Annotated in this window: 13 protein-coding genes; 9 read left to right on the top strand and 4 right to left on the bottom strand. The window is 64.2% G+C overall.

Annotated features, from left to right (window positions below):
• Positions 1-245 precede the first annotated feature (245 nt).
• Together AC0J42_RS01760 and AC0J42_RS01755 are read left to right on the top strand one after the other, a co-directional pair.
• A complete protein-coding gene (locus AC0J42_RS01760) occupies positions 246-1,151 on the top strand; it encodes a glycosyltransferase family 2 protein (RefSeq protein ID WP_473005105.1) in 906 nt (301 codons plus the stop codon).
• A 28-nt stretch (positions 1,152-1,179) separates the two neighbouring features.
• On the top strand, positions 1,180-1,821 hold the full coding sequence (locus AC0J42_RS01755) for a CatB-related O-acetyltransferase (protein WP_473005104.1): 642 nt from the start codon (positions 1,180-1,182) through the stop codon (positions 1,819-1,821).
• A 32-nt stretch (positions 1,822-1,853) separates the two neighbouring features.
• Here the strand turns inward: AC0J42_RS01755 and AC0J42_RS01750 are convergent, their stop codons facing one another.
• The 4 genes from AC0J42_RS01750 to AC0J42_RS01735 all read right to left on the bottom strand — a co-directional run bounded on the left by AC0J42_RS01750 (position 1,854) and on the right by AC0J42_RS01735 (position 7,913).
• A complete protein-coding gene (locus AC0J42_RS01750; RefSeq protein WP_416421953.1) occupies positions 1,854-3,131 on the bottom strand; it encodes an OprD family porin in 1,278 nt (425 codons plus the stop codon).
• 263 nt (positions 3,132-3,394) lie between these two features.
• Positions 3,395-3,595, bottom strand: a complete 201-nt coding sequence (locus tag AC0J42_RS01745; protein WP_416421952.1) for a hypothetical protein — start codon at positions 3,593-3,595, stop codon at positions 3,395-3,397.
• 182 nt (positions 3,596-3,777) lie between these two features.
• Positions 3,778-4,884, bottom strand: a complete 1,107-nt coding sequence (gene aguA, locus AC0J42_RS01740; RefSeq protein WP_416421951.1) for an agmatine deiminase — start codon at positions 4,882-4,884, stop codon at positions 3,778-3,780.
• Between the two features lie 131 nt (positions 4,885-5,015).
• Positions 5,016-7,913, bottom strand: coding sequence for an aminotransferase (locus AC0J42_RS01735; protein WP_473005103.1), 2,898 nt, complete (start codon positions 7,911-7,913; stop codon positions 5,016-5,018).
• 193 nt (positions 7,914-8,106) lie between these two features.
• Between AC0J42_RS01735 and rfbB the strand changes: the two genes are divergently transcribed.
• From rfbB to AC0J42_RS01700, 7 genes are read left to right on the top strand one after another with little or no spacing between them, the layout of a single operon-like run.
• Positions 8,107-9,189 (top strand): dTDP-glucose 4,6-dehydratase, encoded by a 1,083-nt coding sequence (rfbB, locus tag AC0J42_RS01730; protein WP_473005102.1) that lies wholly within the window; start codon positions 8,107-8,109, stop codon positions 9,187-9,189.
• Positions 9,186-10,061: a glucose-1-phosphate thymidylyltransferase RfbA gene (gene rfbA / locus AC0J42_RS01725; protein ID WP_473005101.1), complete on the top strand. Its 876-nt coding sequence runs from the start codon at positions 9,186-9,188 to the stop codon at positions 10,059-10,061. Before rfbB ends, rfbA begins: the two co-directional genes overlap by 4 nt.
• Entirely contained in the window at positions 10,058-10,606 is a 549-nt protein-coding gene (rfbC, locus tag AC0J42_RS01720) for a dTDP-4-dehydrorhamnose 3,5-epimerase (protein ID WP_416421947.1), read from the top strand. Before rfbA ends, rfbC begins: the two co-directional genes overlap by 4 nt.
• Positions 10,603-11,478: a dTDP-4-dehydrorhamnose reductase gene (gene rfbD / locus AC0J42_RS01715; protein WP_473005100.1), complete on the top strand. Its 876-nt coding sequence runs from the start codon at positions 10,603-10,605 to the stop codon at positions 11,476-11,478. Before rfbC ends, rfbD begins: the two co-directional genes overlap by 4 nt.
• Before the next feature lie 42 nt (positions 11,479-11,520).
• Positions 11,521-13,329: a sensor histidine kinase gene (locus tag AC0J42_RS01710; protein WP_473005099.1), complete on the top strand. Its 1,809-nt coding sequence runs from the start codon at positions 11,521-11,523 to the stop codon at positions 13,327-13,329.
• Positions 13,326-14,711 (top strand): sigma-54-dependent transcriptional regulator, encoded by a 1,386-nt coding sequence (locus tag AC0J42_RS01705; RefSeq protein ID WP_416421944.1) that lies wholly within the window; start codon positions 13,326-13,328, stop codon positions 14,709-14,711. The genes AC0J42_RS01710 and AC0J42_RS01705 overlap by 4 nt, the downstream gene beginning before the upstream one ends.
• A 2-nt stretch (positions 14,712-14,713) precedes the next feature.
• The gene (locus AC0J42_RS01700; RefSeq protein WP_473006802.1) at positions 14,714-15,169 is read left to right on the top strand and encodes a thioesterase domain-containing protein; all 456 of its coding nucleotides are present in this window, start codon (positions 14,714-14,716) and stop codon (positions 15,167-15,169) included.
• Positions 15,170-15,191: the final 22 nt, after the last annotated feature.

Raw genomic sequence — 15,191 nt, 5'->3', positions numbered from 1 at the left:
AGCATGGCGCGGAACGTCCTGTGCGAATGAGGATCCGATAGTACCCCAGGCACACCGCGGTCGTGCAGAGGTCATGGGCGATGGGCCAAGCGGCGGCCGGCATGATTCATACGCCGGCTGGCCCATTTTGGATACAATAACGACATGTGTTTCGCCTCAGGTTTCGCCCACAAGCAATTGGCCATGCATTCCTGAGCTTACGGTGCACAGCCCCCGGAACAGTTCTCAGGAAAAACGGCAAAAAAATGACCGCTTCATTCACCGCTCAAGATCTTGCTGGCAAGAAGATTGACGTGCCGCTGGTTTCCATAATCGCGCCCTGCTACAACGCGGAAAAATTCCTCGAGGCCTCCCTCAAGAGCATTTTCGCGCAAGACTACCCAAATTTCGAAGTCATCGTGGTAGACGATGGCTCCAGCGACAACAGCGTGGCAATGCTCAAGGAGCTGCAGAAAACCTACGACTTCCAGCTCTACACTCAAGCCAACCAAGGTGTCAGCGCCGCGCTGAACACCGGCCTGAGCCATGCCCGCGGGGTATACGTTTCTACCCCCGATCTTGACGACATCATGCTGCCCGAATCGGTGCGCTTGCGCGCCGAGTACCTGAACACCCATCCTGAAGTAGGCTGCGTGGGGGCGCTGATCATCTACATGGACAGCCAGGGCAACGACACCAAGCGCCAGCGCACCATGCCCCTGCGCCGCCTGAGCCTCAACGAGATCATCAGTGGCGCCATCGTGATGGGCGCGCCTGTTTCGCTGTACCGCATGGAGGCACTGAAAAAGGCCGGTTTCTACGACCCGGACATCAAGGTGCAGGATTTCCAGATTACTTTGCGCGTTGCCAGCCAAGGCTATGAGGTGCACCAACTGCCGGTACACGTGACTCGCTACCGCCGCCACCCGCAGAACCTGTCACGCCGCTACCGCACGCTGCTGGAGGCGGACCTGAAGGCGCTGGCCCCCTACCGTGCTCACCCCGGCTACGAGCAAGGACGTACCGTGTCGATCAACAAGGCCCTCAAGTACGCGGTGGTGGCCAACAAGAGTGAAGCCTGGCGGTTGATTTTTACCATTCCGCTCAAGCAGTGGAACAAGGTGACGCTACGCCGCCTGAAACGCCTTGTGTTCAGCCGCAACAAGCGTTGATGTGTGCAATTGATCGAACGAGTACGCGATGAAGTTTTTCAAGAAGCTCAAGGCTAACAAAGAGCGCAAGCGCATCCGCGCCCTGGACCCCATCCTGCAGGGCAACGAACGCCTGAAGAGCCGCTACCCGCGGTACACCATCGGCGTGGGCTCGTATGGCGAACCCGAAGTGGTCAAGTTCGGCAACGACACCACCTTCACGGTGGGCTCGTACTCTTCCATTGCCGAGGAAGTCACGGTGCTGCTGGGCGGCGGGCACCGTACCGACTGGGTCAGCAGCTTCCCCTTCCCGGCCTTCCTGCCGGGGCTGGAAGGCGCCGGCGAATACAATCCGTCCAAGGGCGACGTGGTGATCGGCAGCGACTGCTGGATCTGCCGCGGGGTCACCATTTTGTCCGGCGTGACCATCGGCCACGGTGCGGTGGTGGCGGCGGGCGCGATGGTGACCCGCGACGTGCCGCCCTACGCAGTGGTGGGCGGCAACCCGTGCAAGTTCATCCGCTGGCGCTTCGAAGAGCCTATTCGCGAGCGCCTGCTCGCCAGCGCCTGGTGGGACTGGCCGCTGGACGAGGTGAAGCAGGCCGCGCGCTACCTGTGCAGCAACGACATCGAAGCCTTCCTGGCCTACAGCGACAGCCGCCAGGCCCACAAACAACAAGCCCCGCTATAAGCGGGGCCTGTTGATCATGCGTTGCCAGCCAATCAGAAGATGTTGATTGGGTAGTCGACGAACACGCGTACTTCGTTACCGCTGACGTTGTAGGCGCTGACGTTGTCAGACACGCGCAGGATCGAGCTGCGCACGCGCAGGGTCAGGTCCTTCGCCGGGCCTTGCTGCACCACGTACTGCAGCTGGTTGAAGATTTCGCGCTCGGTACCACCGGTGGCGTCGCCCGCGGTGATGTTGTCGCCGCGCACGTAGGCGAACTTGTAGGTCAGGCCCGGCACGCCGTAGGCGCCGAAGTCCAGGCCGTAGGCCAGCTGCCACGAACGCTCGTCTTCACCGTTGAAGTCCGACCAGTAGGAGTTGGTCAGGTAGATGGACGTACCACCGTCGCCGACGCCGCCTTTACGCTGGTAGCCACCATAGCTGTAGCCAGTGCTGCCGGTGCTGCTCTGGTGCGCGACCATGAACGAGTGCGGGCCCACGGCGTAGGTGGCCGCCAGGCTCCAGATGGTGTTGGCGTCGCCGTCCAGGCCAGCCTTCGCGACCTGTTGCTTGTCGATCTCGGACTTGTAGCCGTTGAAGTCCAGGGTCAGGGACTGATCCTTCTGGATCGGCAGCACGTAGGTCATGCCCAGATACTGCTTCTTCATCACGTTTTCGATGGTGGTGCCGTACAGCGACGCCTTGAAGTTGTCGTTGAAGGCATAGCTGCCGCCGTAGACGTTCAGGCTTTTCAGCTCGCCGCTGTCACGACCTTCGGCGCTCTTCTGCGCTTCTTCGGTGAAGTGACCGACGTTCAGCTCCAGGCCCTTGATCTCTTTCGAAGTGATCATGGTACCGGTGAAGCTTTCCGGCAGCAGGCGGCTGTTGTCGTAGCTCAGCACTGGCAGCGACGGCATCTGGTCGCCGTACTTCAGCACGGTGTTGGAGAAGCGGAACTTCACCGCGGCGCCGGCGCGAGCCAGGTCGCTGGCAGGCGAACCGTCGCTGCCCTGGCGGAAGAAGTCGATACCGCCAGCGCCGCTGCGGCTGTCGGATTGTTCCAGGTTCTTGGCGTACAGGCCAAAGGCGTCGACGCCCACGCCCACGGTGCCCTGGGTGAAGCCGGAAGTGAAGGTGCCAATGAAGGCCTGGCCCCACTCGGACTTGTCCTTGTTACCGTCTTTGTAATCACGATTGATATAGGCGTTGCGCACCAGCACCGACAGGTGGCTGTCTTCGACAAAGCCTTTTGCATCGTCTTGATCGCTGGCCATGGCCTGGGTGCTGCCGATCAGGCCAAGGGCGATCAGACCGATACTTTTGTTCAACATCTTGTTTTCCTTATTGCTGGTTAAGACGCCCCGCCCAGTAAGTTTTCCCCGACGCTAGACGCAAAGGCCCGCGTGCACGAATGCAACGCGGGCCTTATCGAATACTGGACAGGTGGCTGTTCGCCACAGGCGTTGGGCGGAATCCTAGCGGGGGGCCAGCGCAAGTGTCAATTTACAAGAAGTTCGGGGGTTATAACCAGATTTGCAACAGGAGGGGGAGGCTCCATGCCTCATGGCACTGCGTCGTCGTGACGACTTTGCAACTAGTGGTGGAAGGAGCCCAGCAGCGCTTCGAGTTCCGCCTGGCTGAGCAGGCCTGCCGGGTAGCGCTCGCTGAGCACCTGAAGGGGGTCTGCCTTTTGAATCTTGATACTGCCGTTGCATTTCAACCACTGCGCCACACGCTGCAGGGACTCTGCAGTGATAGACGATGGATGCGAAGCCGGCTCACTGACTGCGTTCATATCGACACCTTTTTCCCGGATCCGTGAGCGGCAAACTTACCCACGCTTTATGACAGTACGATTGACACGTACCGGCATTTAAGCCGTTGTATCCGATACAAAACCTGTGCCACGCAAGCCGGACATTTCCGCATAGATACAAAAAACCCGTCACATGACGGGTTCTTCATTTGACTCTTCGATCAGCCTTTAAACGGCGCCGGCTGTTGCTGAGTCAGGCAGTGAATATTGCCACCGCCCAGCAGCAGTTCGCGACCCGGCACCATGATCACCTCATGATCGGGGAAGATGCGCTGCAAGATGGCCTTGGCTTCGTCATCTTTGGGGTCGTCGAAGCTTGGCGCGATGATGCCGCCGTTGACGATCAGGAAGTTGACGTAGGAGCCTGCCAGGCGCACGGAAGGGTTGCGTTCCTGGGTACCAGCCACCGGATCGACGCCCGCGCATTCGTCTTCGGTTGCATACAAAGGGCCGGGGATCGGCATCTTGTGCACCACAAAGGTGCGGCCTTTGGCGTCCTTGGTGTGCTCCAGCACGCTCATGGCTGCGCGGCAGCGGCTGTAGTTGGGGTCATTGGAATCATCGGTCCAGGCCAGTAACACTTCGCCCGGGCGCACGTAACAGCAGAAGTTGTCGACGTGGCCGTCGGTTTCGTCGTTGTACAGGCCGTCGGGCAGCCAGACGATGGTGTCCACCGCCAGGTGGTCGCGCAGCACGCCCTCGATTTCCTCACGGGTGAGGTGCGGGTTGCGGTTGCGGTTGAGCAGGCATTCCTCAGTGGTCACCAGGGTGCCTTCGCCGTCCACATGGATGGAGCCGCCTTCGAGCACGAAGCCTTCGGTGTGGTAGCGGTTGCAGCGTTCGATCTCCAGCACCTTGCTGGCCAGCTGCTCGTCACGGTTCCACGGCGAGTACAGCCCGCCGTCGAAGCCGCCCCAGGCATTGAAGCCCCAGTCCACGCCGCGCACTTCGCCCTGGTCGTTGATGACGAAGGTCGGGCCGGTGTCGCGCACCCAGGCGTCGTCGTTGCTGATTTCCACCACGCGGATGTTCGGCGCGTCCAGGCGTGCACGAGCGTTGTCGTACTGGCCGGCGGAGACGGCGACGGTCACCGGCTCGAAACGGGCGATGGCCTTGGCCAGGGCCACGTGGGCAGCCTGCACCGGCTTGCCGCCCAGGCGCCAGTTGTCCGGGCGCTCGGGCCAGACCATCCACACCTGGGTTTGCGGAGCCCATTCGGCAGGCATGTGGAAGCCGTCGGCGCGTGGGGTAGTGGTTAGCGTGGTCATGGCGGGTCAGACTCCTGGGCCCCTTCGGGGGCGTTCAGCAAATCGATAAATATCTGAATAAAGATAAAGTAAATTCAGGATTGTTGGAAGCTTGCGATTTTCAACCGGCACATAATCGATATTAATCCGGATCAAAGGTCCTCAGACAATACTTTGTCCACGCAATCCACGAAGAAATCCACGCTCTGGCGGGTGGTGACCATCGGTGGCTTGATCTTGAGGATGTTCAGGTAGTCACCGGTAGGCTGCATGAAAATTCCCAGTTCGCGCAGGCGTTCGCACAGCTGCGCGGTTTCTTCGGTGGCCGGCTCCAGGGTCTCGCGGTTGCGCACCAGTTCCACTCCCAGATAGAAGCCCGAACCATGCACCGCGCCCACCAGTGGATGGCGTTCGATCAAGCCTTCCAGGCGCGCCTTGAAGTGGCCACCCACCACGCGGGCGTTGTCCCACAGGCCTTCCTCGGCCATCACATCCAGCACCGCCATGCCGACCTGGCAACTGACCGGGCTGCCGCCTGCGGAGGAGAAGAAGTAACCCTCGGCCTCCAGCGCCTCGGCGATTTCCCGGCGGGTGATTACCGCGCCCAAGGGGTGGCCGTTGCCCATGCCCTTGGCCATGGTGATGATGTCGGGCACCACGCCCTGCTCTTCGAAGCCCCAGAAATGCTCGCCCAGGCGCCCGTAGCCCACCTGCACTTCGTCGGCGATGCACACGCCGCCCAAGGCGCGTACCTTGGCGTAGACCTGTTGCAGGTAGCCCGGCGGCAGCGCGATGCCCCCGGCGTTGCCGTACACCGGCTCGCAGATGAACCCGGCCACCTGGCGGTGCTCGGCGGCCAGCCTGGCGAGGGTTGCATCGACATTGGCCACGTAGCTCGCCGCACTGCCTGCGCCGCGGAACGCACCACGATAGGTATTGGGTGCGGTAACCGGGTGCACCCAATCGGGGCGCGTGCTCAACGCCTGGGGGTTGTCGGCAATGGAGGTGGAAATGGCATCCGTGGCCACCGACCAGCCGTGGTAGGCCTCCAGCACGCTGAGCATGTCGCGCCCACCGCTGGCGGCCCAGGCCAGGCGGATGGCCAGGTCGTTGGCCTCGGTGCCACTGTTCACCAGGAACACCCGGTCGAAGCCCTCGGGCGCCAGCGCCAGCAGCCGTTCGGAGAACTCGGCGATGGCGGCGTAGTGGAAGCGCGAGTTGGTGTTGAGCAGCGACCACTGCCGCGCGGCCACCTGGGCCATGCGCGGATGGCCGTGGCCCAGCACCGCGACGTTGTTGAGCATGTCCAGGTAAGAGCGGCCCTGCAGGTCGATCAGGTGGTTGCGCCAGCCGCGTTCGATCTGCGGCGGCGCCTGGTAATAATGCTTCTGCGAACGCGCGAAGCTGGCGTCACGGCGGGCCAGCAAGGCCTGGGGGTCAACCTGGGGTGGCGCATCGCAATCGAAGCCCAGCAACGGCCGCGGCGAGGGGCACAGCGCTTGCCAGGCCTGCGCACGCGAGGGCGTGGCAAACAACGGCGGGCTGAGTTCCTCGGCGCTGCACAGCTGTACCAGCAGCATGCCGTTGGCCTGGCCCAAGGCCTGGCCACGGGCCAGGGGCGTGTCGGCAGCCAACTCGCTGTCCACGCCCCACAGGTGCAGGCTGACGCCTGCACCCACCAGCCATAGCCCGGCGTCGGCCGCGCGGCGCAGTAACCCGGCAAACGGCGCCTGCACCGCGGTGCCGGCCGGCACGTGCAGTTCCACGTGCAGCGCGCAGGTGTCGGGCTCTTCGGCGCAGTCGATGCGGGTGCGCGACAGCCGGTACTGGCCGTACAGGGCGCTGGCCTGTGGATAGGCCATCAGCAGCCGCTCGTCGGCGCCGGGCTGCTGCCAGTTACCCTCGGTGAAGTGCTCGCTGAGCACGCCCAGGTCCACCCGCTGGAACGCTGCGGCCTGCAGGCCGGGCAACAGCGGGGCGCAGCCACTCAAGTCGGGCAGCGTGGGCGCCAGCCCGACCGCTTGCAGGATGGCCGCCTCCATCAGGTCGAAGGGCACCGAGGTGGCGACGTCGAATATCTGCCACTCATGGGCGATGTTATCGGCGATGTAGGCGTTGCCGGGGGCCACACTCAGTTGCTGTTCGCTGCTGAGCACCAGCACGGCCGCGCGGGCGACGACCATCGGCCACAGCGCCAGCCACTCGGCGCGGGTCAGCGGGTTGTGGGCGTGGTAGGCCTTGATGGCCGGCAAAATCGCAAAGGGGTCGCCGTCCACGTGATGCAGCAGCGCCGAGCAAGTCACGCTCAGGTCGGCCACGCGCCAGGTGCGCACCAGGTCGCCGAAGTCGATCAGCCCGCTCAGGCGCCAGTGGCGCTGGGCGTCGCGGCGCCACACGCTGTTGTCGTCGGTAATGTCCAGGTGCACCGCCTGGCTGGGCAGCTCATCCTGCACCGCCAACAGCCGTTGCTCGGCCTGGGCCGCCGCTTCGGCCACCTGGCTGCGACGGTCCAGGTCGGCCAGCGCCGGCAGCAGCTCGGCGATCAAGGCATGGGCGTGGCGCGGGTCCCATTGCAGGGTGCGGGCCAGCCCGGGGTGGTCGAAATCGGCCAGGGCCAGGTCGACGTGCGCGCACAACTGGCCGATTTCCGCCCGCAAACCGGGGGTGAAATACTGCAGCCGGGTCAATGGCTGCCCGTCAACGTATTCGAGCACCCGCACTTGCAATGCTTGCCCATCGACCGCAAGGCTCAACAGGTCGCGGCCATCATTGGCAAGGCGTACCGTGGGCACCGGCAGCCCACGCGCCCGCAGGTGGGCCAGGGCGGCATGCTGGGCCTGCAACTCGCTGGTTGCGTAGCCACCGTGACAGATCTTCAGTACAAAGCGTCCATCATCGGTATCAACCAGGAAATTAAGATCCTGCTGGCTGCCCAATGGCGTCAACGCACCGTGCAGGCCGTAGTACGCCCGCAGCAGCTCCAGCGCCTGTGCGACGCCGAGGGTGGGGCTGGGCTGGCTGGACCGGTGAATCAACGTGGCAAGCGACATCGGGGCGACCTCTTGTAGTTTTAAGCGCTTATATCGCCATTGCGCCCCTTGTTACGCAAGCACCGCGAGAAATTTGATGACTCATGGCTGCTTGTGACTATTTGTCGATGAATCACGCTTGCACCAGGCAATCCTTGCCCACAAGCTATGCTCCATCGGCTCAATGTCAGTTTATGGAAGAAGGCATATCGATATGCGAATCCTGATTACCGGAGGTGCCGGTTTCATTGGCTCGGCCCTCGTGCGCCATCTGATTGAAAACACTGGGCACGAAGTGCTCAACCTCGACAAACTGACCTACGCCGGCAACCTGGAATCGCTGACCAGCATTGCCAGCAACAGCCGTTACGAATTCGTCCAGGCCGACATCGCCGACCAGGCTACCGTCAGCGCCGTGCTGGCGCGCTTCGAGCCCCATGCAATCATGCACCTGGCGGCCGAGTCCCATGTCGACCGTTCCATCGACGGCCCGTCGGACTTCATCCAGACCAACATCGTCGGCACCTACAGCCTGCTGGAGGCCACCCGCGCCTACTGGTCCAGGCTGCCGGCCGCCGAGAAAGAAGCCTTCCGCTTCCACCACATTTCCACCGACGAGGTGTACGGCGACCTGCACGGCATCGACGACCTGTTCACCGAAACCACCCCGTACGCGCCCAGCTCGCCCTACTCGGCCAGCAAGGCGGCCTCCGACCACCTGGTCCGGGCCTGGCAGCGCACCTACGGGTTGCCGGTGCTGGTCACCAACTGCTCAAACAACTACGGGCCGTTCCACTTCCCGGAAAAGCTCATCCCGCTGGTCATCCTCAATGCCCTGAAAGGCAAGCCGCTGCCGGTGTACGGCGATGGCAAGCAGGTGCGCGACTGGCTATACGTGGAAGACCACGCCCGCGCCCTGTTCAAGGTAGTGACTGAAGGAAAGGTCGGCGAAACCTACAACATCGGCGGCCACAACGAGCAGCAGAACATCGACGTGGTGCGCAGCATCTGCGCGCTGCTGGATGAACTGGCGCCCAACCACCCGGCCGGCATCAGCCAGTACGCCGAGCTGATCACCTTCGTCAAGGACCGCCCGGGCCACGACCTGCGCTACGCCATCGACGCCAGCAAGATCGAACGCGAACTGGGCTGGGTGCCCGATGAAACCTTCCAGACTGGCCTGCGCAAGACCGTGCAGTGGTACCTGGACAACCAGGAATGGTGCCGTCGCGTGCAAGACGGCAGTTATCAGGGCGAACGCCTGGGCTCCACCGAACCAAAGGATCTGATCGCATGAGCAAGGGTATCGTACTGGCCGGTGGTTCCGGCACACGCCTGCACCCCATCACCCTGGGTGTCTCCAAGCAACTGCTGCCCATCTACGACAAGCCGATGATCTACTACCCGATCTCGGTGCTGATGCTGGCCGGCATCCGCGAGATCCTGCTGATCTCCACGCCCACCGACCTGCCGCAATACCGCCAGCTGCTGGGCGACGGCAGCCAGTTCGGCATCAGCATCAGCTATGCCGAGCAGCCCTCGCCGGACGGCCTGGCCCAGGCATTCCTGATTGGCGAGGAATTCATTGGCAAGGACCCGGTGTGCCTGATCCTGGGCGACAACATCTTCCACGGCCAGCACTTCGGCGAGCAGCTCAAGCGCGCCGCCAGCCAGCCCAAGGGCGCCACGGTGTTTGGCTACTGGGTGAAAGACCCGGAACGCTTCGGCGTGATCGACTTCGACGAAGACGGCAAGGCGTTGTCCATCGAAGAAAAACCGGCGCAGCCCAAATCCAGCTACGCCGTGACTGGCCTGTACTTCTACGACAATGACGTGGTGCAGATCGCCAAGGACGTAAAACCGTCCCCACGTGGCGAACTGGAGATCACCGACGTCAACAACGCCTACCTGCAGCGCGGCGACCTGCGCGTGGAGCGTTTCGGCCGCGGCTTCGCCTGGCTGGACACCGGCACCCACGACAGCCTGATCGAGGCTTCCCAGTATGTGCAGACCATCGAGCACCGCCAGGGCCTGAAAGTGGCCTGCCTGGAAGAAATCGCCTACCAGAACGGCTGGATCGACCGCGAACAGTTGCTGGTGCGCGCCAAATACTTCGGCAAGACCGGCTACGGCCAATATCTGTTCAGCATTGCAGGGGAAACCAGATGAATGTGATCGCCAGCGAAATACCCGAGGTCTTGATCATCGAGCCCAAGGTATTTGGTGACGAGCGCGGCTTTTTCTACGAGAGCTTCAACGCCAAGGCTTTCGAACAGGCCACCGGCATTACCGAAGCCTTCGTGCAGGACAACCACTCACGCTCGCAGAAGGGCGTGTTGCGCGGCCTGCATTACCAGATCGAAAACGCCCAGGGCAAGCTGGTGCGGGTCACCGCCGGTGAGGTGCTGGACCTTGCCGTGGACATCCGCCGCAGCTCGCCTACCTTCGGCAAGTGGGTGGCCGTGCGCCTGAGCGCGCAGAACAGCCGTCAACTGTGGGTACCCAAGGGCTTCGCCCATGGGTTCGTGGTGCTCAGCGACTACGCCGAGTTCCTCTACAAGACCACTGACTACTACACCCCCTCCGCCGAGCGCTGCATTCGCTGGGACGACGAGACACTGGCCATCGACTGGGAACTGGACGGCATCGTCCCGCAGTTGTCGGCCAAGGACCAGCAAGGCAAATCCCTGCAAGAGGCTGACCTGTTCCCATGAGCCAGAAGATCCTCATCAGTGGCCAGTTCGGCCAGGTGTCGCGTGAATTGCAACAACGCCTGGGCCACCTGGGCGAGCTGCACGTGCTGGGCCGCGACAAGCTGGACCTGGCCCAGCCCGAAGCCATCCGCGAAGTGGTGCGCATGCTGCGCCCCACCCTGATCATCAACGCCGCCGCACACACGGCGGTGGACCAGGCGGAAACGGAAGAGGATCTGGCCTTCGCCATCAACGCCACCGCGCCCGGCATCTTCGCCGAAGAGGCCGCCGCGTTGGACATCCCGTTGATCCACTACTCCACCGACTACGTGTTCGATGGCCGCAAGGAAGGCGCCTACACCGAGGACGACGAAACCAACCCGCTGGGCGTCTACGGGCGCAGCAAGCTGGAAGGCGAGAAGGCCATTCGGTTCGTGGGCGGCAAGCACCTGATCCTGCGTACCAGCTGGGTGTATTCGCTGCACGGGCGCAACTTCCTGCTGACCATGCAGCGCCTGCTGCAAGAGAAGCCGGAGCTGCGCGTGGTGGCCGACCAGATCGGCGCGCCCACCTGGGCCGGCACCATCGCTGGCACCACCCAGACCCTTATCGAGCACTGGCTCAACGGCCAGGCCGGCCCGTGGGGCACCTACCACCTGACCGCCAAGGGTGAAACCTCGTGGTTCGGTTTCGCCCAGGAAATCGGCAAGCACCTGCTGGCGCAGGACAAGCCGTGCGCGACGCTGGAGCCTATTCCGTCCAGCGCCTACCCCACCCCTGCGGTGCGCCCGTTGAATTCGCGCCTGGACTGCAGCCGCCTGGAACAACAGTGGAACCTGCACCTGCCCAACTGGCGCGAAGCGCTGATTGAGTGCCTGGCTCCCCTGGCATGACGCATAATGCGCCGGACACCCTCCGGCGCATTTGTTCCTGACATGACTCCCTCGCTTCCCCGCCGCCCCCGTTGGCGCAGCCTCGCCTTGCTGGCACTGTGCCTGGCCCCGCTGCTATGGCCGTTGCAGCACCTTGCCGAACGCTACTACCGCAGCGAACTGGCGAGCCAGAACCGGCAGACCCTGGACCTGTACGTGGCCAACCTGCTGGGCACCCTGCACCGCTACGAAACCTTGCCGCAGATCCTCGGCGACCTGCCGTCGCTGCGCGCCACCCTGGCCGAGCCAGGCAACCCGCAGGTGGTGGACCACGCCAACCGGCTGCTCAAGGACATCAGCGAACAGACCGGCGCCGAGGTGATGTACCTGCTGGACCCCAGCGGCAACACCCTGGCAGCGTCCAACTGGGAGAAGAAAGACAGCTTCGTGGGCCGCAACTTTGCCTTCAGGCCTTACTACAGCGACGCCATTGCCGGGCGCCTGGGCCGTTTCTTCGGCATGGGCACCACCTCGGGCAAGCGCGGCTACTTCTTCGCCGCCGCCGTGCACGAGGGCGACAAGGTAGTCGGCGCGCTGGTGGTCAAGGTCGACCTGGACCACACCGAAAACCTGTGGGGCAACACCCCCGAACAGCTGATGCTGACGGACCAGCACGGCGTGGTGATCCTGACCTCCAACCCCGAATGGCGTTTCCGCGCCACCCGGCCGCTGACGGACGAGGAACACCAGGCCATCGCCTCCATCCAGCCCTACCCCACCCAGGAGCCGCAGCCCCTGAGCCTGGGCGACAAGGCCTGGCTGATGCAGACCCACCCCATCGCCGAGACAGGTTGGAACGCCAGCATCCTCGCCCCGCGGGCGCTGGTCGACCGCCCGGTGCGCACGGTGCTGGCCATCGGCGGCGCAGCCTTGCTGGTGTTGATGCTGTTGCTGGGGCTGATGATGCAGCGCCGGCGCAATTACCTCGACCGCATCGCCTTCGAGGCCAAGGCCCGGGGTGAGCTGGAGGTTCGGGTGAGCGAACGGACCCGCGACCTCGAGGCGCTCAACAGCCGCCTGCGCCAGGAAGTGCTGGAACGCGAGCAGGCCCAGCAGGAGTTGGTGCGCGTGCAGGACGAAGTGGTGCAGGCCGGCAAGCTGTCGGTGCTGGGCACCATGTCGGCCAGCATCAGCCACGAACTCAACCAGCCGCTGGCGGCCATCCGCAGCTACGCCGAGAACGCCGAAGTGCTTTTGGACCACCAGCGCACCGAAGACGCCCGCGGCAACCTCAAGCTGATTGGCGAGCTGACCGGGCGCATGGCCTCGATCATCGCCCACCTGCGTGCCTTCGCCCGTCGCGACCGCCATGCCTTGGAAAGCGTGGCCCTGCAGCCCGCCCTGGATGATGCCCTGGCGCTGCTGGCCAAGCGCCGGCGGGCGATGGCGGTGGAGCTGTTCCGCGACCTGCCCAATGCGCCATTGTGGGTGCAGGCAGGGGAAACGCGGCTGCGCCAGGTGCTGAGCAACCTGCTGGCCAACGCCCTCGATGCCCTGACCGAAAAAGCCACGCCCCGCTGCCTGTGGATCAGCGCCGAGCAGACCGCCGACGGCGTGGAACTGCTGATTCGCGACAACGGCCCCGGCTTTACCCGTGAGTCCATGGCCCGCGCCCGCGAACCCTTCTTCACCACCAAGACCCGCACCCAGGGCCTTGGCCTGGGGCTGGCCATCTGCGATACCCTGATGCGGGCGCTGGGCGGCGAGCTGCTGCTGGCCAACCACCCCCAGGGCGGCGCACTGCTGACCTTGCGCCTGCGCAGCGCACCACCCGGCGTCAACCTGCAACCACCCGAGGACCCTTCCGCATGAGCACGGCCCCTGCCATCGACAGCCAGACCCAGGTGGTGCTGGTGGACGATGATCCGCACCTGCGCCAGGCCCTGAGCCAGACCCTGGACCTGGCCGGCTTGAAGATCCTGCCCCTGGCCGACGCCAATGGCCTGGCCGAACGCATCGAACGTGACTGGCCGGGGGTGATCGTCAGCGATATCCGCATGCCGGGCCTCGATGGCCTGGAGTTGTTGCAGCAGCTGCATGCCCAGGATGCCGAGCTGCCGGTGCTGCTGATCACCGGCCACGGCGATGTGCCGCTGGCCGTGCAGGCCATGCGCGCCGGCGCCTACGACTTTCTGGAAAAACCCTTCGCCAGCGACGCCCTGCTGGACAGCGTGCGCCGCGCCCTGGCCCTGCGCCGCCTGGTACTGGACAACCGCAGCCTGCGCCTGGCCCTCAGCGACCGCCACGCCTTGAGTGCGCGGCTGCTGGGGCAATCCCCGTCCATGCTGCGACTGCGCGAACAGATCGGCGCGCTGGCGCCGACCAAGGCCGACGTGCTGATTCTGGGCGAGACCGGCGCGGGCAAGGAGGTGGTGGCGCGTGCGTTGCACGACCTGTCCAGCCGCCGCAACGGCCCGTTCGTGGCCATCAACGCCGGGGCGCTGGCCGAATCGGTGGTGGAAAGCGAGCTGTTCGGCCACGAGCCCGGCGCCTTCACCGGCGCGCAGAAACGCCGCATCGGCAAGTTCGAATTCGCCAACGGCGGCACGCTGTTCCTCGACGAAATCGAGAGCATGAGCCTGGACGTGCAGGTCAAGCTGCTGCGCCTGCTGCAGGAGCGCGTGGTGGAACGCCTGGGCGGCAACCAGCTGATCCCGCTGGACATCCGCATCATCGCCGCCACCAAGGAAGACCTGCGCCAGGCCGCCGACCAGGGACGCTTCCGCGCCGACCTCTACTACCGCCTGAACGTGGCGTCGCTGCGCATTCCAGCGCTGCGCGAGCGCGGCGAAGATGCGCTGGTGCTGTTCGAGCACTTTGCCACGGCCGCCAGTGAGCGCCACGGCCTGCTGCCCAACCAGCTGTTGCCTGGCGAACGCGCGTTGTTGCTGCGCCACAGCTGGCCGGGCAACGTGCGCGAACTGCAGAACGCTGCCGAACGCTTCGCCTTGGGGCTGGACCTTGAGCTGGACAACAGCGCGCCCGCGCCAGCCGCCCAGCAAGCGCCGATGACCGGCAACCTCAGCGAGCAGGTGGAAAACTTCGAACGCGCGCTGATCGCCGCGGAAATGGCCAGGCCCCACGGCTCGCTGCGCAGCCTGGCCGAAGCCCTGGGGGTACCGCGCAAGACCCTGCACGACAAACTGCGCAAGCACGGCTTGAACTTCGCCGCTGGCGATGAGGGCGAGGCATGAACATGAACCAGGACTGCACTGAACTACAAGCCGTGCTGCACGGCGATATTCCCTTGACCCGGGAAATGGGCATGGAGGTCCGCAGCTGGCAAGGCTCGACCTTGCGCCTGCACCTGCCGCTGGCCCCCAACGTCAACCACAAGAGCACCATGTTCGGCGGCAGCCTCTACTGTGGCGCCGTGCTGGCAGGCTGGGGCTGGCTGCACCTGCGCTTGCGCGAGGCGGGCATCGAGGGCGGGCATATCGTGATCCAGGAAGGCCAGATCAGCTATCCGTTGCCAGTGACCGGCGACGCCGAGGCGGTGTGCGAGGCGCCGGACGAAAAAGCCTGGAAACGCTTCGTGGCCACCTGGAATCGCCATGGCCGTGCCCGGCTGGAGCTGCGCACCTTCGTGGTGCACCAGGGCAGCAATCAACCCGCGGTGCAGTTCACCGGGCAGTACGTGCTGCACCGGTGACACGGTCCCGTAGCAGCAATTG

This window comes from Pseudomonas sp. Tav-5-1A (assembly GCF_055755055.1).
Note: the sequence above shows the minus strand (reverse complement) of the source record. Positions and strands in the feature narration are given on the sequence as shown.